A 24,345-nucleotide genomic window follows, 5' to 3' on the forward strand; every position below is an offset into this window, starting at 1 on the left:
GAACCCCAACATGACGCCGCGCCCCATGCCGATCGTTAGGTCGCGTCAAATCCAGTAAGGCACGCAGTCAGACACGGACGTTCAGATCGATACAACGGCACCCAACGTGCCAGGAGATCAGCATGAACAGCCACACAAGGACGGGGCAGGATTCGCCAAAGGGCCAGGAACTGCGCCAGCGCGCCGAGAAGCATCTGAGGGAGACGCAGCACCCGCAGGATCGAACGTCCACGCCGAACGAAAGCGAGCGCCTGATCCATGAGCTGCAGGTGCATCAGATCGAGCTGGAGTTGCAGAACGAGGAATTGAGGCGCATCCAAGAATCCCTGGAGTTCTCCCGGGCGCGCTATTTCGATCTCTACGACCTGGCGCCGGTCGGCTACCTCACGCTCGCCGATCACGGACTGATCCGGGACGCGAATCTAGCCGCCGCCAGCCTGATCGGCGTGCCGCGAAGCCTCTTGATCGATGCCCCGCTGTCACGCTTCATTCACCCCAACGACAGCGATCGGCTCTACCATTGCCGCCAGGACATCATGGTCGCGGGCGGACGACAAAGCTGTGAGGTCGGTCTACGCCGAGACGATGAGACGACCCTGCCCGTCAGACTGGACATGAGCCTCGGGATCGACCGTGAAACAGGCCTCGCCCAATACCTGACCATGCTCACCGACATCAGCGAGCTCAAGTCAGCCGAGGCCGCGCGACAGGAGGAAGACCGCCGCAAGGAAGGATTCATCGCCTCGCTCGGGCACGAGCTGAGAAACCCGCTGTCCCCGATCCAACAGATCGCGAATCTGCTGGGTTCGGATGCGGTGCTCGATCCCAGCCAGATCCGACACGCCAAGGACATCCTCAATCGTCAGGTCGGCCATCTCACACGGCTGGTCGATGATCTACTCGATGTCGCCCGGATCGGCCGAGGCGGCATTCCGCTGGCCAAACGCGGCTGCGATCTGCGCGAGGTGGTACAGATTGCCGCCGAGCAGTTGCGTCCGCTGCTCGAACAGTCTGGCCAGCGGCTGGATCTGAGCCTGCCGGATACGCCAGCGAACGTGCATGGGGATCCGGTGCGACTCGCCCAGGCGATCTCCAACCTGATCCGAAACGCCAGCCAATTCAGCCGGCCTGAATCCAGGGTCACACTGGAGATGGAGTGCACCAAGAGCGACGTGCAACTGCGGGTGCGCGATCAGGGCGTCGGGTTCCCCGACTCCGCCTTAGACGGGTTATTTACGCCATTCAGACACACCGACCAGACGGAGACCTATTCCAGCGGCGGGTTGAGCATGGGGCTCGCGCTCGTCAAGGGACTGGTGGAATTGCACGGGGGAGAAATCACGGCCAGCAGTCCAGGACCCAACCAGGGCAGCACCTTCGAGGTACACCTGCCCTTATCGCGCCAGGAACCGGTCGACGTGATTTCGCCGCACCGGGGCGTACCGATTGCGCCTCATCGCATCCTGGTGGTCGAGGACAACCCCGATGTCGCCGAGGCCCTCCTGCTGTTACTGCGCATGCTCGGCCAGCAGGCCGAATCCGTGGCCGATGGACTCGCCGCACTCGCGGCGTCGAAGCGCCTGAACCCCGATCTGATCCTGATCGACCTGGGATTGCCGGGAATGGATGGCCTGGAGTTGGCCCGCCATCTGCGAACGACCGATACGGGACGACGGGCACGGCTGGTCGCCGTCACCGGATATGGTCGGGATCGCGAGCGCTCGAGACGGGCGGGGTTCGACGAACACCTGCTCAAGCCGGTCGGACAGGTCGCCCTGGTCGACATCCTGGCCGACTGTCCGTCGTCCACACTGAGGCATTGATCCTTTGCCTGGAGGGAACCATGAGCCACTCGAAGAAACCCGAGACCGAGCCACCGGCCGATTCCACACAGACGTTACAGACGTTGCGCCATCGCGCCGAGACGCAATTCGCCGTCTCGAACGCCCCAGCACTCAGCAACCTGACACCCCAGGGGGGCGACGAGCTGGTTCAGGAGCTGCAGATCCATCAGATCGAGCTGCAGATGCAAAACGACGAGCTGCGACGCGCACAAGAGGCATTGGAGCAGTCCCGCACACGCTACTTCGACCTCTACGACCTGGCGCCCGTCGGCTACATCACACTCGATCAGAGCGGAATCATCCAGGAAGCGAATCTCGCAGCCGCCTCGCTCACCGTTACCCCTCGAACCAGCCTGATCGGCCAACCGCTGAGTCGTCTCATCCACAGTGAGGATCAAGATATCTGGTATCTCAGCCGCCAACGGTTGCGATCAACGGGCGATCGCCAGCACTGCGAACTGAGGCTACAACAATCCAACGGAACAACCCGTTGGACGTGCATGGACACCCGCCTTGAGACACCCACCGATCCGAACACCTGCTCCTGGATCATCCTGACAGACATCACAGAGCATAAAGAGAGCGAACGCCAGTTGCTCGAAACGCAGGCACGCCTGCATCGGATGATGGAAATCGCCGAACTGAGCTTCTGGGAATGGACGCCTCACACCAACGCCATCTATTTCCCACCCGAATGGCGCCGCCAGACCGGGTACGGGGCGGGTGAGCTACCCCAGAGTTTCGAGGAATGGGCCACGCTCCTGTATCCACAGGACCGCGAACGGATGCTCGAACGTCTCGACGCGATCGCCGCCGGGCGGATCTCCACCTGTGAGATTCAATACCGACTGCGCCACAAGGACGGAGACTATCGCTGGTTCAGCGCGCGTCTGGAGCCGATCCTGAATGACTCCGGGCACATCGAACGGATCTTGGGCGTCCACCAGAACGTGACCCAACGCAAACTGGCCGAGGATCAGGCGCTCCAACTCGCCCAACATGACCCGCTGACCGGGCTACCGACACGCGGGCTGCTCGAACAGCTCGCCAACCGCATGCTGGTCAACGCCAAGCGTTCCGGGTCGCAGATGGCGGTCCTGTTCGTCGACCTGGATCGCTTCAAGGCCGTCAACGACACCTACGGGCACGCCGTCGGCGACCAGTTGCTGCAGTCGGTCGCGCAGCGGCTGCGCGAGACCTTTCGCGCCCAGGATCTGGCGGCACGCCTCGGCGGCGACGAGTTCGTCGTCGTACTGGCCGACATCCGCGATGGCGAGGACGCCGCCCGCGTGGCGCAAACGGCCATCGACTCACTGTCGCGCCCCTACCCGATCGATGGCTTGGATCTGATCGTACGCCCCAGCATCGGCATCAGCCTCTACCCCGAGGACGCCCAGACCATCGGCGATCTGATCCAGCGGGCAGACCTCGCCATGTACCACACCAAGCAGGTCAGCCCAGGACACTATCAATTCGTCACCGAGGCGCTCAACCGGCAGGCGCAAACGACCCTGGCATTGGAACGGCGTCTGCGCGAGGCGATTTCTCAGCAGGCGTTCAGGCTCGTCTATCAACCGATGCTCGATTTTCAGAGCGGCGACATCGTCGGCGTGGAGGCCCTACTGCGCTGGCCGCAGCCCGACGGAACCGAAATCCCGCCCTTGAGTTTCCTGCCGCTCGCCGAGTCGATCGGCCTGATCCATGAGCTGGGCCAATGGGTATTCGAGGAGGTGTGCCGACAACATCACGCCTGGCAAAAGGCCGGCCTACCCCTGGTGCGGATCGAGGTGAATGTCTCGACGCGCCAATTTCGTCATCAGTCGTTTCTGTCCCATCTCGCTCAGACCCTCCGAACCAGCGGCGTCGAACCCTCCGTACTCTCACTGGAATTGGGCGAGGCCACATTGCTGCAGGATCTGCCGACCGCCCGGCACACCCTGGCGGGCCTGCATGATCTTGGGGTTCGCGTCGCGCTCGCGGACTTCGGCATGGGCTGTTCCTGCCTGAGCGAATTCGACGATCTGTCGCTCGACCGGCTCGGGATCAACCGGGCCCTGGTGCGACGCCTGGATGGACCGAACATGCAAGCCATCGTCGAGACCATCGTGCGCCTGGGCCAGCGATTGCAGCTCGACGTGATCGCGGTCGGCATTGAGACGGAGGCGCAATTGGACTTCTTCCGTGACCTCGGCTGCAATCAGGTGCAAGGGTTTTCTCTGGGAGCACCCATGACGGGAGATGCCTTCGTCGACTGGTGCCACGACCGTTCCGCCGGGCCCTGCTGAGGGACGGCCGGAGCCTGATCCGAGCGCGCCAGGCTCCAGCGGCACGGGATCAGGCGGCCGAACCTCCTTGGGCCACGGATTCACACAGCCGCACCCAGTCGTCGTCCGCAATCTTCAGCTCTCGCCAAATCGCCTCTTCCTCGGAGCAGATCTCGGACATGTCGAGCGAACCCTCGGAGAAGGCGTCCAGCCGATGCGCCAGATTCGCCAACGCGACCAAGGCACGCACCTTGGGGTCGTCCACCTCGGCGCACTCGACCCGGTGGTGCAGATAGATGGCCAGGGCCATCTGATCGGGCAGCTTCCAGTTACCGGCGAGCAGAAAACTGACGGTCGGATGATCCACGCCAAGATGCTTCATCTCGAAATCGATCAGCTCTTCGGTATCCGTGTGTCGATGAAGAATGAACTCGGTGCTGTAGGACTCGAACAGGCCGGTAAAAACCAGGCAGCCAACATCGTGCATCATGCCGAACAGATAGGCCTCGTCCGGGGTCACGCCCCGCGACAGACGCGCGATCTCGACCATGACGCGCGCCTCTTCGAGGATGGAATCCCAGACCACCTTCGCCTCTCCACCCTGATCCGCGAGCATGCGGTCGATCGCCTCTGCCGTCACCATGTTGGCCAAACGACGCAGCCCCATGATGGATACGGCCTGCTGGACGCTCCCCACCTTGGCGGACAGACCGAACGCGGGCGAATTGATGGTCTTGAGCAGCTTGCCGGTGATGGCGATATCCTGACCGATGAGTTCCGATGCCTTCTGCATGTTCGGATCAGGGCGGTCCAACTCTTTCTTCAGTGCCAACACGATATCCGGTATCGGGGGAATCTTGGCCTTCTTGACGACATCGAATGCCGCCTCCAGCGCCGGTCGCGAGGGATAGAGCCGGTTGTCGGTGGATGTCGGAGCACAAGCCCCTGTCGTCATAGCCATTCGAAATCACCATCGGAACATGAAGTTATTCTGAGATGTTGGGACCTGGCGCGCACCGAAGCAACCCCGGTCACGGAGAGTGCTCGATGGACACGACCAGCGGGAACGGAAGCCGAGCGATCGCTCGAATGATACGGATTGAAATCGCCCCAAGGCCAAGACATAGTGCGCAAAACGACACACGAGTCGACATGGCCGAACCGATCCCACTCGTGAGACCCTGCAATCGGCCACACAACGCCAAGTCCCGGCGAACCTCGATGAAGGAGCCCCATCATGGACGTCTACCCGACCGCGAATAGACCGTCACAAGCGCCCGGAGTCGACCGAACCTCGACGAGACCATCAGGCAGCGCCGTGAATCCACCCCATTGGGCCTTCTGGGCGGCCTGCATTCTGTGGCCGAGCATCGGCCTGGCGAACGCGGACCTGGAGGACGGCCTCGCACGCTGCGCGACCATCTCCGAGTCGAGCGCCAGACTGGCCTGTTTCGATTCACTGGCCAAGCACCCACCGAGCGCCCAGCCCAGCATCGCGGTCGCCCCGATCCCTCTGCCGGCGGCTGAAACGAAAGCGGTCGCGGCCCAACCCATGACCGCGGCCACCGCGCCCTCGATACCCGACATCGGGGAGGAGGCGAATCAGCGGCGCTCGCTCGGAATCCGTCCCTATCGACCGAATTACCTCCTGCCGGTCTCCTACAACGACAATCCCAACCGCAACCTACCAGGTCAGGAGAGTATCGACATCCCCTTCCTCGGCGATGCGCTCGACAATGTCGAGATGAAGTTCCAGATCAGCTTCGAGGTGCCGCTCTGGACCAACATCCTCAACCGCGAGCTAGATCTCTATTTCGCCTACACCCAGCTCGCCTTCTTCCAGGCCTACAACCAGGAATACTCGTCGCCCTTCCGCGAGACCAACTACGAGCCCGAACTGGGCCTGAATTGGCAGCCAAATCTCTCCGCGCTGGGCTGGCGCCTGTACTCGGCGCGGGTGATGCTGAATCACCAGTCCAACGGCCGCTCCGACCCGTTGTCACGGAGCTGGAACCGGCTGATCGGACAGTTCGAGGCCGAACAGGGTCCGTTCCAGCTCGCCCTGAGGGTCTGGTCGCCGCTTGAGCCCAGCCCATCCGACAACCCGGACATCTACGAGTATCTGGGCTACGGCGAGCTCCACGGCGGCTACGATCTGGGCAAGCACCATTTCGGCGTCATGTTCCGCAACCCAACACACCCCAGCGTCCAGCTCGACTGGACCTATCCCTTGAGCGACACGATCAAGGTCTACGCCCAGTATTTCAACGGCTACGGCGAAAGCCTGATCGATTTCGACCACTCGGTAAACCGCATCGGAGTCGGCTTCCTGCTGAACGAGTGGCCATAGGCTCCGTCCACAGTTTCCGCTTCCCAGTCATCAAAGCGGCCATCGACCGACCTCCCCCACCGGCGGCTTACATGGATGTAATCCGCCCGCCAGCGTTCGTTAAGGTGCCCTGACGGATACTGTCAGCGTCGGTAAAGAAGACTCACGTCGAAACAGGATCGCGGCGCCATTGCGGCGATCCATCGGTTAGATGCCAGCCATCAGACACAAGGGGAGACTTCGATGAAACGCACCTATCAGATCACCGCCGCCACACTCATCGCACTGGCCTTCGTCGGCGTCACTCGGCAGCACGCCCAGGCCGAGAGCACGACGGCGTCCAGCGACGCCAGCACCATCACGACCATCGTCACCGGCGGCCCCAGCAAGAAACAGGCGGCCGAACTCTCCGAGCACGGACTGGCCGCCGCCAATGCGATCCATCTGGCGCGGCTGGCGATCAACGACGGCTATGTTGACAGCGCCAAGAAACTGCTCGCCGACAGCCGCAAACTGCTCGATGAAGTCAGAAAGGAAGACCGTCCGGTCACGGTCACGACCGATGTCAAGAACGCGGGCAAGAAGGTCGAGCAGGCACAGAGCAAGGAACGCATGGACCTGATTCCCATCCTGTCCGAGCTCCAGGTCGTCGAGGGCTTCGGCGCGCCAGCCAAGGCGGCGACCGATACGGCCAAGGACACGCCACAGACCTCGGCGGACGCCAAGCAGGCCGCAACCATGGACAAGGCATCGAAGCAGCAGACAGCCGCGCGGACCCAGGCGGAAGACAAGGCCATCTCAGAGGCCAAGGAGCATCTGCGCCAGGGCGACCAGCAGGCCGCAGCCAAGGCGCTGAAATTGGCGGATCTGACCCTGGTCACCCGGATGGTCAGCCTGCCTCTGGAGGAGACCACCCAAAAACTGGATGCTGCCATCAAGCTCGTCGACCAAGGCAAGCTGCATGAGGCCAATCTGGAGCTGAAGCAGATCCAAGATAGCATGGTCCTGACCACGTCGGTCGTGTCCGAACCGGTCGCCGCGACCGATGCCGCACAGAGCGACGCCCACAACCAGACGGCCCAAAACGACCAACACCAGAACGGTCAAACCGATTCGGCCAAGACCAAGATCAACTGATCGCGCCCCCGAGGGAAGGCCGCCCGGCCTTCCCGCAAGACCAGAAGCGGGATCGAAAGATCTCGCTCCCTCTTCATCACTCCCTCTCCCCCTTCCCCCTCAAAAGCCCGCCCGGCGCTCCCGCAACGCCCAGGCTGAAACTCAGCTCACTTCGCCAATCTCACGGCAGACGTTAAACTCCGTCCCTCAGGCTCGCGCGCTGTCACGCCCCCGAACATGGAGACGACGCCTAACCGGATAGCCCTGCATCGGCTGACAGTCCTTGCCCAATAAACACAGCCGAAGCGCGGGCCGATCATTCGCGCAACCGAGAGCTCCATGGTTGAAAACTCCCTCCCGGCCCATCGCTGGGCCAGGCTTCCTGAGGCGGCCCGGGAATCCGGACGAGCGCTTTTAGGCCTGCTGACCCGAGCAGGAGACCATCCGCTGCTCCTCTCGATCCAGCGCGGACTCGCCTTGATCCTGCCGCTCATCATGATCGGCGCCTTCGCCACCTTGGCTCGGGACATCCCGTGGCCGTCACTGCACCAGATGCTCGATGCCAACCTCGGGCCGACGTGGCGAGTCGTCTGCGACAACCTGATCGACGGCTCGTCCGGAATCGCCTCGCTCGCACTCTTGTGCACGCTCGCCGGGACCATGACGACCCTGCACAACCAAACGCACGCTCGGCATTTCGTCAGCCCCATCATGACGGTGGTCGTGGTGCTCTCCTGCTTCTTCGTCATCACCGCACCAAGCGAACCGCAGAACGAGGGAGTGCGGTTGTTGTTGAATCGCGGACTTCTGCTCTCGATGGTCATCGCCACGCTCGGCTCCTGGATCCTGCTGCGCCTCGCTCGAATCAGGCTGCTGCGAACACCCTTCCGCAACGTCGGAAGCGATCCGATGATCCGCGACGCGCTCGCCCTCATGCCCGCCGGGATTCTGACCATCGCCTTGTTCGCCGTCCTGAGAGGGTTGCTCAATGTCGCGGAGCTCACGAGCTTCGACGCCAGCCTGAGCGAGTGGCTGATAAGCCCCTTCGTCGAGATGGAAAGCAATCTCGGAGCCGGACTCGCCTACGCCGGCTTGTCCCAGATCCTCTGGTTCTTCGGCGCGCATGGCCCCAACCTGCTGAGCGCCTTCGAAACACATCTGCTGATACCCGCCGACCTGGCGAACGCGGCCGCCGTCCAGCTTGGCGAGACCCCAAGCTTCATCGTGACCAAGAGCTTCATCGACGCCTTCGCCCGGCTCGGCGGATCCGGAAGTACGCTCAGCATCATTCTGGCTATCCTCGTCGTCAGCCGCGACAACGGCAGCCGCCGACTCGTCGTCTTCGCGCTACTCCCCGCGCTCTGCAACGTGAACGAGCCCCTGCTGTTCGGCATCCCCCTGATCCTCAATCCGAGCTACCTCATCCCCTTCATCATGACGCCCCTGATCCAGACCCTCACCGCCTTCGTGGCGACGGCGCTGGATCTGATCCCCCACACGACGCATCCACCGAATTGGACGACGCCGATCCTGGTCAGCGGATTCGTTACCACGGGCTCGCCGTCGGGGATGGCGATGCAACTGTTCAACCTCCTGCTCGGAACGCTCATCTATATCCCCTTCGTTCGGCTCGCCGATCGGGTCCGGGAGCAGCAGGGCAAAAGGGTCATGAACGCACTGCTACGGGCCGCAGAAGGACCCGAGGTCGGACCGGGCGGAATCAAGTGTCTCGACCGACCGGGCGAGGAAGGACGGCTGGCCAAGGCGCTCGGCGAGGATCTCGACCTGGCGCTGAGGGAGGGACACGAGCTCTTCCTCGAATACCAGCCCCAGATCCACATCGACGGACCCCGCGTCCACGGGGTCGAGGCGCTGGTGCGTTGGGAGCACCCCGTCTACGGACGCGTTCCCCCCCCCGTGATCGTCGCTATCGCCGAGGACATGCGCATCATCGACCGGCTCGGCGCCTTCGTGCTCGCCACGGCCTGCCATCTGCGCTCCCAATGGCGCGGGCGGGTCCCCGACGCGCTGGTCATCTCGGTCAACGCCTCGCCCCAACAGCTGATCGACCCGGCGTTCGAGCGCACCGTCATCGACGTCTTGGAAGACACCAAGCTCGCCCCCGCACTGCTCGAATTGGAGATCACGGAATCGACCCTGCTCATCCCGGACGCGCCCGCGCTGGAGGCACTGCGACGATTGAGGGCAACCGGCGTGCGGATCGCCATCGATGACTTCGGCATGGGACATACCTCGCTGCGCTATCTGCGCGAGCTTCCGATCGACACGGTCAAGATCGACCGCTCGCTGGCTCAAGGAGCGCCGGGAGGCATCGATGAGTACATCATCCGCAGCATCAACGACCTGAGTCGCTCGCTCGGTCTCTTCACCATCGTCGAAGGCGTCGAAACCGACCGACAACTGCAACAATGCATCGCGCTCGGCTGCGAGGCCTTCCAGGGCTATCTCTTCAGCCGACCGCTCTCCGCCGATGCCTGTTTCGACTTCATCGCCGCCGCCTAGCCGCCAATCAGGCCCATCAGCTCCAGGCCGTCGCGCGCCAGCAGACCGGCCAGAAGCATCAGCAGCAGGCCGAGCAGACGCATGAGATTGCGGTAGACCCTTCCGCTCAGATAGGAGCGCGACCGACCCGCGAGAATCGCCAGCGCCACCTTGGATCCGACCAGCAGCAGATAGAAGGTGACCACGAACGCCCAGGGCGCCGCCGCGCTCGCGGCCGACGCCTCGGAGATGATCGGAGCCCCGACACCGAACCAGAAAAGATAGGGATGCGGGCTCAAGAGATTCGCTAGGACACCCTTGGTCAGCGACTTGGCCGGCCCCTCCGGGGACGGCACATCGATACCGCTGGTACGCAGACCTGCGTACCCCATCGAAAAAACGAAGGCCGCGCCCAGGAGCGAGATGAGACCGAGGATGAGGTGGAAATCCGCGAGCCGCGACACCAGGAACCAGACCGCCAGGATGATCGGCAGATCCGTGAGGACCGGAGCGAAGGCGATCCGTACACCCGCCCGCACGCCGTGACGCAAGGTCTCGGAGATCACCAGGGCCAGCAGTGGACCCGGCGCCAGCCCAGCGGACACGCCGAGCAAGGCTCCAACGGAGAGGTAATGCACGACATCCGGATGCATGCCGTTACGCCGAATACGCCTCGGCGACCCCGATCACTCGCGTCCCTTGGGTTTCAGCGGCATCGGGAAGGGGGTGATGGTCGCGCCCTCGCTCGTGCCGACGATGCGGTTCTGTCCCTCCTTGCTGACTTCGTCGATGCGGATGACGGCATGCATAGGGATGAAGGTCCGCTTGACGCCCTCGAATTCGGCCTTGAGCTTCTCCTCCGAGGGATCGACGAGGATCTCGGAACGCTCGCCGAAAAGGATGTCGGCGACCTCGACGAAGGCGTACAGACTGCTCGAATCGACGCTACGGGCGTGGAGCTGATAGATATCCCCCTGATTGAGGAAGCTGATGCGGTAGATGCTGTGGTCACTCATATGGAAACGTCCTGACATTGGCCGTCGTCGACTCGGAACGGGCGCGCGCTGTCGCACCCGAGGCCGCAGCCTACGCTAGAGCCCTTCATCCTCCAAGAGGCCGACGCGCCCCTCATGCGGCTCCAGCGACGATCGGTCGACATCAGGTTCGCGCCAATGGCCAGGGCCGACAGCATCGGACTTGATCGACGAGACGCCCCGACCGATAGTGGGGACCAAGACTCGGAGATCGGATCAAACGATGACGCGAACGCCCAGCGATTCCCGGCCCGACCCGAGCGGCAGCACGCCGCCCGGAGAAGAGACCCCACGTCCAGGACACAGCCACCGGCACCCAAGAGCGGCACGGCATCGCCACACCCGTCGGCTGTCCCGACCGCGTCTGCCGAGGGCCAAGCGAGCACCGCCCGGACTGCCGGCCGGCATCGAATATCACGAGCTGACCGCAACCTCGCCGGATACGCCGACCCGCATCCTCTGCACCGACTACAGCCCTGAGCGCATCGAGACCCAGGAGGTCGGCGACGTCGCCGCCTTCCTCGCCATCCACCGTCCGAGCTGGACCCAGGTACGCTGGATCCACGTCGAGGGACTCCAGGACCAGAGCGCACTGCGCACCCTGGCCGAGAAATACAAGCTGCACCCGCTCGCCATCGAGGACATTCTGGACCGGGGCCAGCGGCCCAAGCTGGAGGACTATCCAGGGGAGGACGACTTGCCGGGACGGCTGTTCGTCATGGCGCACGGTATCCAGCTAATCGAGAACCAACTGGTCTCCGAACCCACCGGATTCTTCCTCGGGCGCACTACGCTGCTGAGCTTCCAGCACAGCACCTGTCCAGCGATCGGGGAGATCCGCAAACGCCTGTACAGCCCGCGCTCGCGGGTGCGCCAGAACGACGCCAGTTTTCTGCTCTACGTCCTGATCGACGCGATGGTCGATCGCTACTTCCCCATCCTGGACGCCAGCTCGGAACGCCTGGAGTCCGCCGAGGACGAGGTTCTGACCCGGCCCGACGGGCTGAGCCTGCACGCCATGCACGAGATCAAGCGCGACCTGGTCATGATCCGCCGTAGCGCCTGGCCGATGCGCGAATTGGTCGCCCAACTCCAGCGCGACCATCACGAGTGTCTGTCCGAGATCGCCCAGACCTATTTCCGCGATGTCTACGACCATTGCGTCCAGATCATCGACCTGATCGAGACCTACCGCGAGATCGCCAGCGCCGTGACCGAGACTTACGTCTCGATCGTCTCGAACCGCACCAACGACATCATGAAGGTCCTGACCGTCATCGGGACCATCTTCATCCCCCTGACCTTCCTCGCCGGGGTCTACGGGATGAACCTCGAAATGCCCGAGACCCACTGGGCGCCGGCCTACCCGCTGTTCTGGGTCGCCTGCCTGGTGATCGCCGGCATCATGCTCTGGCGCTTCAAGCGCGGCGGCTGGCTCTAAGGCGAACGACCGCGCCCGATCTCAATCCACACCAGCGAGGCATGTCCACCATGACCGACAGTGCCGATCCAGCCAAGGTCTCACGCAGCCTGGGCATCGATTTCCTACGTGCCGTCTGTATCCTCTACATCGTCGGCTACTGGCATCTGATCCCCTACACCACCGCCCTGCCCGGCTACGCCAACTGGTTCACCGAAGGGCTCAAATACGTCGCGCTCTCGACCTTCGTCTTCTGCTCCGGCTATCTGCTCGGACGCGCCCGCATCCAACTCGACCCGAGCGGACTTTGGTCCTTCTACCAGCGGCGTCTGCTGCGCATCTATCCGCTCTATCTGATCGCGCTGGTGGCGTTCGGTCTCTACGGCATCGCCAGCTGGGGACAGGTCCGCGACGGCGCGCTCCTGACCTCCATGTTCACGCCCCCGGCCATGCCGACCCTCTGGTTCATCACCATGATCATGGTGTTCTATCTGGTCGCACCACTGCTGATCCGCGTCGCCGACCGTGCACTGCCAACCCTACTCATCGGCCTGCTCCTGGCATCGGCGCTCGCCGCGCAGCATCTGTGGGTCCGGCACATCGACATCCGCATCTTCATGTATCTGCCGGTCTTCGTGCTCGGGATTCTCTACCAGCGCCAGCCGTCCTGGCGCGCCCTGGCCAAACGCCATCGCTGGGCGCTGCTGACGCTCGCACTGCTCCTGCTGCCGAGCAGCCGTTTCGGCAACGAATGGACCCTGACCGGCGGCCTCACCATCATCCCGCTGCTGCTGGCGAGCGCCACCACCGCCGTCCTCTTCGCCGACCGTCTCGCCGCCCGGCTCCATGCCGGAACCATCGGCCTGCTGGCCTACACCAGCTTCGGGCTCTACCTGGTGCATCGGCTGATCTTCAAGGCCAGCATCGCCGTCTATTTCCCCACCGAGGGCTGGAACCAGGTCGGCTATCTGCTCGGTGTCGCCCTGCCGCTCAGTCTGGCGATCGGCTACGGCATGCAGCGCGGCTACGACGCGCTCGCCACGCGCTGGAGCCAGCGCCCATGAGCGCATCATGGATCCATCGTCCCAAGGAATCCTGAACGAGCCTTCGTCCCAGACGGGCCCGGCCGACTGACGCCTCCGAACCGGCGTGACTCGCCATCAGACCCGAAAGTGTCCGATCTGCTCCTGCATCTCGGCCGCCAGGTGGGCCAGGGCATCGCTCGCCTGAGCCAGGTTCTCCGAGCCGGATGCCGTCTGATCGACCGTCTTGGTGATGTGATGGATATTGCGGTTGACCTCTTCGGTAACCGCCAACTGCTCTTCCGCCGCATTGGCGATCTGAGTGTTCATGTCGTTCAATGCGGTTACCGAGGTACTGATCCGCTTGAAGGATTCGCTGGCGCGTCTGGCGTCCTCGACGCTATGCATGGCGCGCTCCTCACTCGTTCCGATCGCCTGGACGACGCCCGACGCGCCGACCTGAACCCGCTCGATCTTCTCGCGGATATCCTCGGTCGAGGCCCGGGTCCGGATCGCCAGTGTCCGCACCTCGTCAGCGACCACGGCGAAGCCACGCCCCTGCTCGCCCGCGCGTGCCGCCTCGATGGCCGCATTCAGGGCCAGCAGATTGGTCTGCTCGGCCACGCCACGAATCACATCCAGCACCGCACCGATCTCCTCGCTGTCCCCGGATAACCGAGCAACCACCTGACGGACCTGTTCGATCTCAGTGGCGAGCGACTCGATGACGTCCACCGCCTGCCGCGCCATGGCATCGCCCGATTCGGCCTCCACGTGCGCCTCGCGCACCAGGCGCGCGGCCTCCGCCGCGTTGCGCGCCACCTCCTCGACCGTCGCCGTCATCTCGTTGATGGCCGTCGCCACCTGATCGGTCTCGTGCTGCTCATCCTTGACCTGGCGATTCGTCTCGCCACTGTTGACGGACAGTTCCTCGGCGGCAGACGAGAGTTTGGCGGAGATGCCGGACAGCCGAGCGACCAGGGTCTGTATCTTGCCGACGAAGGTATTGAAGGCCCGCGCCAGATCCGCCAGCTCGTTGCGTCCATCGGCGGGCAGTCGCAGCGTGAGATCACCGTCACCCTCGGCGATGGCCGCCAGACGCTGCATCGTGTTCCTAATTGGCCGCGAGATACCGCGCGCCGTGATCCAGGCCAGCAGCAGCCCACCCAAGATCAGCAAGACACCGACACCCAAGATCGAAAAAAGCGCGCTCCGGTGGACCGCAACAACCTCGGAGCGATCGAGCGCGAGCTCCAGAACACCCACTGGATTGCCGGAGAAATCATCCACCTGGCGACCGTAGACCGCGACCGGAACCCCCTTGAGATCGAGCCGTTGAACAAGCACCTCGCCGGCCATGATGCGTTTGAGCTGATCCGGCGCGAACAAAGCGCCATCATCCAGCGTGCTAGCGAAGGTCTTGAAGCCCGATCCGTCAGGGATCTGCAAGCCGGCATCAACGCCGGTGTTCTCCTTGAAGCGCTCGAAGAACGCCTGGCCGAATGACATGCCGAACTCGACCACACCGATATGGCGCCCCTGATAGAACACGGGCTCGACGCCCCGCACGCCGAGCCCGGCCACGCCGCGCTCCAAACCGCGCACCGGCTTTTGAGATCGGTTCGCCTCAAGGATGGTCTTGCGGATCGCGGACAGGTCGTCGCCATGGCGATCCAGCATATGCACCCGCAGAAAGGAGGTCGCCGGAGGAAGCAGGAACTGGAACTGACGCACGGCATGATGCTGCGACATATCGTCGAAAATTGGACGCGTGATCTCCGCAAGGCCCTCTCGGTCGCCCTCCGCGAAAAGCCGCTGGACGATCGGCATGTGGGCGAGAACGGCGCTCAAGGACTGTGCTAGCTCGCCCTGCGATTTGATCTCTCCGGTCAAGGCGAGATAGTGGTTTTCCAACTCACGCATCTCGGCATGATCGGACAAGGTCGCCAGCTTCGACAAGGCGAGCGGCAAGATGAGCCCGACGCTCAAGACGCTCACCAGCGCCGACCCGATCAAGACGCGCGACCCGATATTCAGATTCTTCAACAACATCTGTTACTCCCCTGTCTGTCTCATTGTCTTCACGACGACCAAATCCGGTCACGCTCTCCAACGCATGCTCAGGAAACGATTCAGCTCCCAGACCCGCCGCATCATCGGCGAGAACACCGCGTCCGCCCGAACGCCTCTCGCAAACGTCCAAGCTCCAAGATAGACGGGGACGACTCGACCACAAGTCGTGTCACGCATTAACCAGGGCGTCGGCAGGCCAGATTCAAGACAGACCGTATGTCGCTGCATGCTCGAACGCCGTGTCTGACGAGACTTGCGCCACGGCTAAGCCCGGAGTCCAATCGACGAAGACCCAGGCCGAACGCATGAGAGGAAGTCGACAGATGCCTCAGTCATCCGCCCGACCGATCAGGATCCGAGGACTCGGCCGCCTTCTGGTCGGCACCATCCTGTCGGTGCTTCTGCTGATTGGAGGTGCGCTACTCTGGATCCGCGCCAGCCTGCCGCCAGTCGACGGCAGCGAGACACTGGCTGGACTGCACGCAGTGGTCGCGCTCGAACGGGACGCGCGCGACCGCGTCAGCATCCTGGCGTCCGATCCAGAGGATCTCGTGTTCGGACTCGGCTACGCCCACGCCCAGGATCGCTATTTCCAGATGGACCTGCTACGCCGGGCCGGAAGCGGAACGCTCGCCGAGCTGATCGGATCGGGCGGCGTGGCCATCGACCGTGGCGCCCGACTGCACGATCTGGCCGGCACGGCGCGCGCATCGCTCGCCCGACTCGACCCGAACGAGCGCGCACTGCTCGACGCCTATGTCCGAGGCGTCAACGCGGGTCTGGCCAGCCTCACGGCACCGCCCTGGGAATATCTGCTCCTGCGTCAATCGCCCGCACCCTGGCGTCCGGTCGACAGCCTCCATGTGATTCTGGCCATGTTTCGCGATCTCCAGGAGGAGACCAACCGGGCCGAACGCGCGCTGGACCTGGCATCGCGGACGCTGGATCCGAGCGTCTTCGCGCTTTTTCGCCTCTCCCCCGGTCCCTGGGAAGCACCGATCGAGGGCTCCGCCGGCACCTGGCCCAAGGCCCGTATCCCAGCCTCGGGACCAGCCACCGAGCCGACCGCGTCGGATCCAGCGTCCATCCCCGACCCCATGCCGGCCGGCAGCAACGCCTTCGCCGTCGGCGGCGCGCTCACCCAGGACGGTCGCGCACTGATCGCCAACGACATGCACCTGACGCTACGGGTGCCGACCGTCTGGTACCCGGTCCGGCTCCAGCGTACCGGCAGCAATCCGCTCGACGCGGTCGGGGTCAGCCTGCCCGGCGCTCCGGCGCTGGTGGTCGGCAGCAACGGACACATCGCCTGGGGCCTGACCAACAGCTATGGCGACTGGCTCGACCATGTGGTTCTGGAGCTGGACCCGAGCGACCCGAGCCGCTATCGCACCCCGGACGGCTGGCGCAACCTGGAACGTCGCACCGAATGGATCCCCGTCGCCGGCCAGGATCCGGTCCGCTTCGAGATCCAGCAGTCGATCTGGGGACCGCTGGTCGGTCATGACCCAGACGGCCGCCCGCTTGCCCTGCACTGGGTGGCCCAGGAGCCGGAGGCGCTCAATCTGCGACTGATGCGGATGGTCGAGCAGACCTCGGCCGAGTCGGCCCTGCAGCTCGCGCCCAGCTGCGGCGTTCCGGCCCAGAACATCCTGGTGGCCTCGGACAGCGGCGAGGTCGGCTGGACCATCCTCGGTCGCGTCCCGCGTCGACGCGGGCTCGATGGCCCCCGCCCCCAACGCTGGGCCGACGGCCAGACGGGCTGGTTCGGCTGGCTGGAGCCGGATGAGGTGCCCCGGATCGGACCGGATCGCGCGGCGCGTCTCTGGACCGCCAACGCCCGGGTGATCGACCTGAACGAACAGCATTTGCTCGGCGACGGCGGCTATGATCTGGGCGCCCGTGCACGCCGCATCCGCGATCGGCTCATGGAGCGCGACTTCTTCGATGAGTCGGCGCTCTTCGACATCCAGCTCGACGACCGCGCCGAACTTATGGAGGGCTGGTATCGGCGACTGAACGCCTTGGTCCAGGCCCGACCGGCGTCGCTCGAACGGTCCGCACTGCTGAAACTCCTCTCCGACTGGGACGGCAGGGCGAGCATCGACTCGGTCGCCTACCGTCTGACACGCGAATGGCGCACAGCGGTTTCGGCGGCCGTGCTCGACGCACTCAACCAGCCCCTGACCCGACTCTCGAACGATTACCGGCTTGCCGACCTACCCCGCACCGAGGTCGCGGTCTGGTCCATCCTGCGCGATCCGCCAGACTGGGTCCCACCCGGCTATGGCGACTGGACCGAGCTGGAGAATCGCTGTCTGGAGCGGGTGATCGCCCATCTGGGGACAGCCGAACGCTGGTCGGAGCACACCTGGGGCGCGCGCAACAGGACCGCCATCCGCCACCCCTTCTCACCGCTGCTGCCGAGCTGGGTCCGACCCTGGCTGGACCTGCCGCCGCGTCCGGTTCCCGGCGACTCGAACGTCCCGCGCGTCGCCAGCCCCACCCACGGAGCCTCGGAGCGCCTGGTCGTCGCCCCCGGCGCCGAGTTGCGTGGCATCCTGCAACTGCCGGGCGGACCCAACGCACATCCCTTCTCCGCTGCGCGCGAGGGCGACTATGACGCCTGGGTCGCTGGCGAACCGGTCGCACTGCTGCCCGGACCGGCCAGGCACCGACGCATCCTGCGCCCCATCGCGAACGACTGATGTCGGACTGTCCCCGCCCTCAAGGCTCCGCGAGCCGAATCAGACGACATACGGCGAGACTCGGGCTGTGCGCCTCCATGCTCCTGTTTTCGTGCCAGACCAGCGCCGATGACATCGAGCTGAGCGGAGAAGCCAGTGTCGGCTATGACACCAACCCCGCGCAGAGCCACGCGAGCGAGGACCTGGCCTTCGCCCATATTGCACTCGGCGCCGTGAAAACACTGAACCTGGAGCAATCGGATCTGAGATTCGCCCTCGACGGCTGGTACCACGACTACGAGGCCGACAACGACAGCTACCGCCTGTCCCTGAGTTCCGCCTGGTCGCGCCCCATAGCACGCGACAGGGGTCTGCTGACGTTCTCGGTCTCGGGGGCGATCTACCGCGACGCACTGGTCCCGGCCGACGCGCGCAACGAGGGCGCGCTGACCCTGCGCTACGATCACATCCTGAACGCCCGCGACACCGTCGGTCTCTCGGCCGAGGTGCGTCGACTCGACTATCGCAACCCATCCTTACCCTGGTCGGGTCGGCCCGGATCCGGCTCGGGCCGACAGAACTCGGGCGGACGCTGCAAGCCCTCGGGCAGGCAGGGACCGAGACGTCGATCAGCAGCGCTGGAACAGCGCCGGAACGACCAGCGCTCGACCATCGCACTCGACGCCACCCACGCATGGTCACCGACCCTCTCGACCCGAATCACCCTGGCCCATGCGCGCAACGCATCGACGGTCGCGCTCGAATCCTACGATCGCAACGGCATCGGCCTTTTGGCCCAGTTCATGCTGAATAATGCTTGGCGGCTGGAGTCTGGACTTGGCTGGTCGCGCTCCGACTACAGCCACACCCAACGCCGACTGGAGCGCCGGGACGAGGAATTGAATGCGGCGCTGGTCATACGACACCGGCGCGGCGCACGCGAACTCTTCTGCAGTCTGGATTGGATAGACAGCGATTCGACAATCGACGTTCACTCCTTTCGACAACAGGTGGCCCAGTGTGGCATGGCTTGGTCTTTCTAACCGCCAATCGAAGCGCCTCGCCGCGCTGGCGCTCTGCTGCGTTTCGAGCGTCTGGGCCGATGAGCCCTGGCTGGCGCGCGTACAGAGCGTCGAGCCAAATCGGGTCACGCTTGCGATCGAAAACGCAGCCGAGAGCGGCCCCCACAGCGCCGTGGTGGCAGTCGACCCGCAATCCGGTCCGAGCGGGATCGCACCGGGACAACTGATCCAGGTCTGGCCTGGTCAGCCACCCGGCCCCGATGGCATCTGGAATCAGGCGCGCCTGGTGCCCTTCGAGCGCGGTCCAGGCGTCACCGACCGTACCGGCGTGCGCGCCCGCATCATGTTCGGCGCACAGCGCGGATTCGGCGGAGGTCGCGGTGGACGCTGAGCAGGACAGCGGACGATTGCCACCACTCTGGCTCGGACACCTGCTGGTCTTCGGACTGCTGTTCGCGCTGGTCCTGACCTGGTTCTTCGTCCAGACCCGCCAGGCGCAACGCCTCTTCCTCGAAGATGCCAGCGAGCACGCCCGGCTGTTGACCGATGCGGTCACCCTCCATGCGCGCGGGGCCGTCATGGCCGAGGAGATGACGGCAACGCTGCTGACCCGCTCACTCGCCAACTCGGCGCGCTTCGTCGCCTATCTCGACACCATCGCCCCCTTTCGCGCCGACGAACTGAGCGCATTCGCCGCCGAGGCGGGACTCTCGGTGATCCGCATCATAGGCGCGACCGAAAGTGTCCAGGGGCCGCCCGACTGGACACCGAGCCGACCGCTCGATTGCAACCAGCTCGACCAGCTCATTCGCATGATGCCCGCGCACACCCTGCTCTACGGCCTGGCCCGCGAGAGCGGAGAAGGCTGCGTCCTGGTCGGCATGGACAGCCGCAACAGCGAGGCGCTGGAGGCAGCGATCGGTCTGCCCAAGGCGTTGGAGTCGGTTGCGGACCTACCCGGCGTGGTTACCGTTCGTCTGGAGGGCCAGCCCCGCCCCCACATGACGCAACCCCTGGAATGCAGCCTGCCGCAGGTCTCCATCCGACAATTCCCAAACGGACTGACGGTCGCCCAGGCACGCGCCTCGGTGGCTGGGGCAAGTCTGTTGCTGGAACTGGACGCCGGTCCACTGATCGAGATGCGCGAACGGCTGTGGCTCGAATTCCTCGCCTTCATGGCCGTGCTCGTCCTGGCCGGAGGCGCCGCGACCTGGGTCCTGTTTCGCCACCAGCGCGCCCATGAACGCCAGCGGCTCGACTACGAACGCCGACTGTACCGCCAACGCGAAGAGGCCGCCCTGGGTCGCGCCGCCGCCGCCATCGCCCACGAGATCCGCAACCCGCTCAACGCCATGGCGATGGGGCTGCAGCGTCTGCAACTGGAGGCCGATGAACTCGACCCGGAGCATCGGCGTCTGGTCGAGCTGGTCGCCCAGGCGGTGCGGCGCACCAACGGCACCGTCACCGGGCTTCTGGACTATGCCCGACCGGTACGCCCACGCAGCGAGCGCATCGCGCTCGATCGGCTGGTCGAGGATCAGCTGAGCCTCTATCGCCAGCGACTCGACGACAGCGGCATCCGACTCGATCTAGCCTTGCGCCCACAAACCTGGATCCAGGCCGATCCCGACCTGCTGAGACAGGTTCTGGACAATCTCTTCCGCAACGCCCTGGAGGCACAGCCACGAGGCGGCGAGATCCAGATCGACGTCGAACTCAATGGCACCGAGGCCCGCCTGGTCATCGCCAATCCGGGACTGGATCTGGATGCCGACGAGGTCGAGCGTATTCTGGAGCCCTGGTTCACCACCAAATCCGACGGCACCGGACTGGGACTGGCCATTTCGCAGCGCATCGTCGCCGCGCACGGTGGACGGTTGGAGATCAGGGTTCCGACACCGGGACGGCTGAGCCTCTCGGTGACGATGCCGATACGGGGAGCAACAGACTGATGCGTCGAGAACCGAGTCTCGTAGGGCGCAATAGGCCGCCGTCAACGGGTACCTATACCCCTTCGATGCCGGCGATACGCTCGACGCATTGCAGACCGATCGACCCCGGAGCGGCCGTATTGCGCCGTATCGCCGTATGCAAACAACGAACGGGGTCGAAAGTTCAATGCCCTTCCCCATGCGGCGCAATACGCTATCGCTATTGCGCCCTACGCCGGGTCGCAAAACGCGCTTGAATGCGCGCCGACACCAGATGGATCGAGAGCCATGAACATCCTCATCGCCGATGACGACGCCATGCAACGCGAGCTGCTCGGCGGATTTCTGGAAAAGCAGGGACACCGGGTCTTCGCCGCCGCCGACGGCGAGGAGGCGCTGCGGCTCTTCGGCCAGGAGCACATTCAACTGGCCCTGCTCGACCATCGCATGCCGGACATGACCGGGGATCAGGTGCTGGAGCGGATGAAGGCGCAAAACCCGCTTGTGCGCGCCATCATGATCACCGCCTACGGGGCCGTCTCGACGGCGGTCAGCGTTATGAAGCTCGGAGCCGACGACTTCCTCGAAAAACCGGTCGACCTGACCCAATTGCTGGTCAAGATCGACGCCCTGGATCAGCAGGTCGCCATCGCCGACGACGTGAACGAACTGGTGCAAGCGATCGAGGAGGCACCGTTGCCGCTCGACATCATCGGCTCCAGCCCGGCGATGCGGGAGACCCTCTCGCGGGTGCGCCGTGTCGCCGACAGCCCTTGGAGTGTGCTCATCCAAGGCGAAACCGGCACCGGCAAGGAACTGATCGCGCGGCTCATCCATCTGCTCGGTTCAACCCCGGACGCGCCCTTCGTCGAGGTCAACTGCGCCGCCATCCCCGAACATCTGTTCGAGAGCGAGCTCTTCGGACACGAGAAGGGCGCCTTCACCGGAGCGGACCGCCAGCACAAGGGCCGTTTCGAGCAGGCGCGCGGCGGCACACTCTTCCTCGACGAGGTCGGCGAGCTGCCCGCCAGTCTCCAATCCAAGCTGTTGCGCGCACTGCAGGAGAAGCGCATCAGCCGGGTCGGCAGCGAGCGCGACATCGCCGTCGAGACACGGGTGGTCGCCGCCACCAATCGCGACCTGCGCACCATGGCCGAGGACGGCGGCTTCCGCGAGGATCTCTATTTCCGACTCAACGTCCTGGACGTCCCACTCTCCCCGCTACGTCAGCGGCGCGAGGACATTCCAGCACTGATCGAACACTTCATCGCCCGCTACGCCCGACGTCCCACCCAGCTCGCGCCCGAGGCGCTCGACGTTCTAATGCGTTACCACTACCCGGGCAACGTACGCGAGCTCAAACACATCATCCAGCGCACGCTGACTCTAGCGCGCGGCAGCCGGCTCCAGGCATCGGACCTGCCCGACGAGGTGCGTCGGGCCGAGCCTCAGGACCAGGGCGCACTCCAGGAACGGCTCGACAGCGTCGAGCGCGAAATGCTCGTCGCCGCGCTGGACGCATGCGACTGGATCCAAACACACGCCGCCGACAGACTCGGCATCAGCGAACGGGTGCTGAGATACAAGATGGGCAAATATGGGATTCGGCGAAAGGAGTGATGCGCGGGAGGTTCGGTCGGTCATCGCAGCCGAATGACAAGACCAGAACCGGATTATTGGAGTATCTGCCCATGCGATGGGACATCCGGTTCAACGCGAAACCCGAGTTCCAGACGTAGCCGGACTCGACATTTATGTCGAGCCAAACCGCCAATGTCGAATCGAACTCTCGTTTGAACCCCGAAAAACGCCGGCTCGATAGGCGTTTGCACAATGGCACAGCTCCTGCTCAACAGCATACGAACACGACAGAAAGTTCACTGAAAAGGAGCGTCCCGATGAGAACCGAATACACACTGATCCCGTTCGCCCTAACTGCCATCCTGTTCGCGGTCCCAGCATTGAGCGCCGGACCGCACGGCCCCGGCACTGGGCCAGGCACCGGACCTGGGCAAGCCATCCTGAGCCCTCTGGACGCTCAGGAAGTGAGCACTCTGACCTTCATGCGAGAAGAAGAGCGGCTGGCACGCGACGTCTACATCGGAATGGATGACCTCTGGCAGCTGCTACCATTCGAGAACATCGCCCAGTCCGAGCAGAAACACATGGACGCGATCAAGAACGCCATGGACAACTACGGGTTAGAGGATCCATCGGATCCGAACCAGACCGGCGTCTACACCGACGAATCGTTGCAGCAATTCTATCTGGATCTGATGGAGCGCGGCGACAGCTCCTACCTTGAAGCCCTGCATGCCGGTGCACTGATCGAAGAGGTCGACATCCAGGACCTGGAAGATGCCATCCTCGCGACCGACAATCAGGACCTACAGAACATCTATTCCAACCTGTTGCGCGGCTCACGCAATCATCTACGGATCTTCGTCTCGACGATCGAAAGCCAAGGCGTCGTCTATGAGGCGCAATCGATGGATCAGGACGCGGTGGACGCCATCGTCGACACCCCAATGGAGCGCGGTGGCAAGTGGCGTTGATATGATCCTCTGAGCCCTACCCCGCTTTAAAGAGCACGCATCGGATACGCACTGCGGGTCCGATGCGTATACCAATCCATCCACCTGTGCCTAACCAGGGGACTAGCACAGCCAGATCGGAACCGGCGAGGCATCAATAATCTCATAATCGAACACGGATGAGTGATGCGTAACAAAAAACCATTGATTGATAATGGAAACCCAAGGAAATATTTCTACACAATGGATGTTGCCGCTCAGTATGACGAAGAGCGATCCAACGAGAAAAAATGGAGCGCCGAACTTACGATAATCCTCAGCACAGTACAAAACGAATAGCTTCCCCAGCTAATACAGCACGCGCCTCATGTCATGTTGGACGTTGAACGGTCGCCCATCGAGCATGAAACCGAGGACGCAGAGCAGTTCGGCAGCGAAGCTGGCCTGCAGGGTGATGAGGCGCTGAAGGAGGTCGAGTCCGTAGCGAAAGAAGCTGAACTGAGGGCGCTCGAGTGTTTTTTTGGCGAATCGGCTGTTGCTCGTGCGCCCAGACACCGGTATGAAGCG

Annotated in this window: 17 protein-coding genes and 1 pseudogene; 13 read left to right on the forward strand and 5 right to left on the reverse strand. The window is 63.9% G+C overall.

Annotation, left to right across the window (positions count from 1 at the left end; translation table 11 throughout):
* Nucleotides 1-122 precede the first annotated feature (122 nt).
* Nucleotides 123-1,823 (forward strand): hybrid sensor histidine kinase/response regulator, encoded by a 1,701-nt coding sequence (locus tag THIDRDRAFT_RS11890; protein ID WP_007041097.1) that lies wholly within the window; start codon nt 123-125, stop codon nt 1,821-1,823.
* 20 nt (nt 1,824-1,843) lie between these two features.
* A complete protein-coding gene (locus THIDRDRAFT_RS11895) occupies nt 1,844-4,129 on the forward strand; it encodes a putative bifunctional diguanylate cyclase/phosphodiesterase (RefSeq protein WP_007041098.1) in 2,286 nt (761 codons plus the stop codon).
* Nucleotides 4,130-4,178: 49 nt separating this feature from the next.
* Here the strand turns inward: THIDRDRAFT_RS11895 and THIDRDRAFT_RS11900 are convergent, their stop codons facing one another.
* Nucleotides 4,179-5,069 (reverse strand): HDOD domain-containing protein, encoded by an 891-nt coding sequence (locus tag THIDRDRAFT_RS11900; RefSeq protein WP_083827475.1) that lies wholly within the window; start codon nt 5,067-5,069, stop codon nt 4,179-4,181.
* A 357-nt stretch (nt 5,070-5,426) separates the two neighbouring features.
* On the opposite strand from THIDRDRAFT_RS11900, the gene THIDRDRAFT_RS11905 reads away from it, so the two are divergent.
* From THIDRDRAFT_RS11905 to THIDRDRAFT_RS11915, 3 genes are all read left to right on the forward strand, one after another.
* A complete protein-coding gene (locus THIDRDRAFT_RS11905; RefSeq protein WP_050984704.1) occupies nt 5,427-6,458 on the forward strand; it encodes a phospholipase A in 1,032 nt (343 codons plus the stop codon).
* 222 nt (nt 6,459-6,680) lie between these two features.
* Nucleotides 6,681-7,574, forward strand: coding sequence for a YfdX family protein (locus THIDRDRAFT_RS11910; RefSeq protein ID WP_007041101.1), 894 nt, complete (start codon nt 6,681-6,683; stop codon nt 7,572-7,574).
* Between the two features lie 318 nt (nt 7,575-7,892).
* Nucleotides 7,893-10,076, forward strand: coding sequence for a PTS sugar transporter subunit IIC/EAL domain-containing protein (locus tag THIDRDRAFT_RS11915; protein ID WP_007041102.1), 2,184 nt, complete (start codon nt 7,893-7,895; stop codon nt 10,074-10,076).
* Here the strand turns inward: THIDRDRAFT_RS11915 and THIDRDRAFT_RS11920 are convergent.
* Entirely contained in the window at nt 10,073-10,708 is a 636-nt protein-coding gene (locus tag THIDRDRAFT_RS11920; protein WP_007041103.1) for a LysE family transporter, read from the reverse strand. The two genes, THIDRDRAFT_RS11915 and THIDRDRAFT_RS11920, sit on opposite strands and share 4 nt — an antisense overlap.
* 33 nt (nt 10,709-10,741) lie before the next feature.
* On the reverse strand, nt 10,742-11,071 hold the full coding sequence (locus THIDRDRAFT_RS11925) for a DUF1820 family protein (RefSeq protein WP_007041104.1): 330 nt from the start codon (nt 11,069-11,071) through the stop codon (nt 10,742-10,744).
* A gap of 241 nt (nt 11,072-11,312) precedes the next feature.
* On the opposite strand from THIDRDRAFT_RS11925, the gene corA reads away from it, so the two are divergent.
* Both corA and THIDRDRAFT_RS11935 read left to right on the forward strand, forming a co-directional pair.
* Entirely contained in the window at nt 11,313-12,530 is a 1,218-nt protein-coding gene (gene corA / locus THIDRDRAFT_RS11930) for a magnesium/cobalt transporter CorA (protein ID WP_007041105.1), read from the forward strand.
* Between the two features lie 50 nt (nt 12,531-12,580).
* Nucleotides 12,581-13,573, forward strand: a complete 993-nt coding sequence (locus THIDRDRAFT_RS11935) for an acyltransferase family protein (protein ID WP_007041106.1) — start codon at nt 12,581-12,583, stop codon at nt 13,571-13,573.
* Nucleotides 13,574-13,669: 96 nt separating this feature from the next.
* Here the strand turns inward: THIDRDRAFT_RS11935 and THIDRDRAFT_RS11940 are convergent, their stop codons facing one another.
* Nucleotides 13,670-15,583, reverse strand: a complete 1,914-nt coding sequence (locus THIDRDRAFT_RS11940) for a methyl-accepting chemotaxis protein (protein ID WP_007041107.1) — start codon at nt 15,581-15,583, stop codon at nt 13,670-13,672.
* 344 nt (nt 15,584-15,927) lie between these two features.
* Here THIDRDRAFT_RS11940 and THIDRDRAFT_RS11945 point away from each other — a divergent pair, with 344 nt between their 5' ends.
* From THIDRDRAFT_RS11945 to THIDRDRAFT_RS11970, 6 genes are all read left to right on the forward strand, one after another.
* Nucleotides 15,928-18,312 carry a penicillin acylase family protein gene (locus THIDRDRAFT_RS11945; protein ID WP_007041108.1) on the forward strand — a complete coding sequence of 795 codons (2,385 nt, stop codon included), beginning with the start codon at nt 15,928-15,930 and terminating at the stop codon, nt 18,310-18,312.
* 77 nt (nt 18,313-18,389) lie between these two features.
* The gene (locus THIDRDRAFT_RS11950) at nt 18,390-19,334 is read left to right on the forward strand and encodes a hypothetical protein (RefSeq protein ID WP_007041109.1); all 945 of its coding nucleotides are present in this window, start codon (nt 18,390-18,392) and stop codon (nt 19,332-19,334) included.
* Nucleotides 19,312-19,704, forward strand: coding sequence for a hypothetical protein (locus THIDRDRAFT_RS26745; protein ID WP_007041110.1), 393 nt, complete (start codon nt 19,312-19,314; stop codon nt 19,702-19,704). The genes THIDRDRAFT_RS11950 and THIDRDRAFT_RS26745 overlap by 23 nt, the downstream gene beginning before the upstream one ends.
* On the forward strand, nt 19,694-21,265 hold the full coding sequence (locus THIDRDRAFT_RS11960; protein WP_007041111.1) for a sensor histidine kinase: 1,572 nt from the start codon (nt 19,694-19,696) through the stop codon (nt 21,263-21,265). Before THIDRDRAFT_RS26745 ends, THIDRDRAFT_RS11960 begins: the two co-directional genes overlap by 11 nt.
* A 267-nt stretch (nt 21,266-21,532) precedes the next feature.
* Nucleotides 21,533-22,864 (forward strand): sigma-54-dependent transcriptional regulator, encoded by a 1,332-nt coding sequence (locus THIDRDRAFT_RS11965; protein ID WP_007041112.1) that lies wholly within the window; start codon nt 21,533-21,535, stop codon nt 22,862-22,864.
* Between the two features lie 278 nt (nt 22,865-23,142).
* On the forward strand, nt 23,143-23,799 hold the full coding sequence (locus tag THIDRDRAFT_RS11970) for a DUF2202 domain-containing protein (RefSeq protein ID WP_007041113.1): 657 nt from the start codon (nt 23,143-23,145) through the stop codon (nt 23,797-23,799).
* A 327-nt stretch (nt 23,800-24,126) separates the two neighbouring features.
* On the opposite strand, the pseudogene THIDRDRAFT_RS26160 reads toward THIDRDRAFT_RS11970, so the two are convergent.
* Nucleotides 24,127-24,345: pseudogene (locus THIDRDRAFT_RS26160) on the reverse strand (hypothetical protein); the annotation flags it as partial.

Source organism: Thiorhodococcus drewsii AZ1 (assembly GCF_000224065.1).
Taxonomy (GTDB): Bacteria; Pseudomonadota; Gammaproteobacteria; order Chromatiales; family Chromatiaceae; genus Imhoffiella; species Imhoffiella drewsii.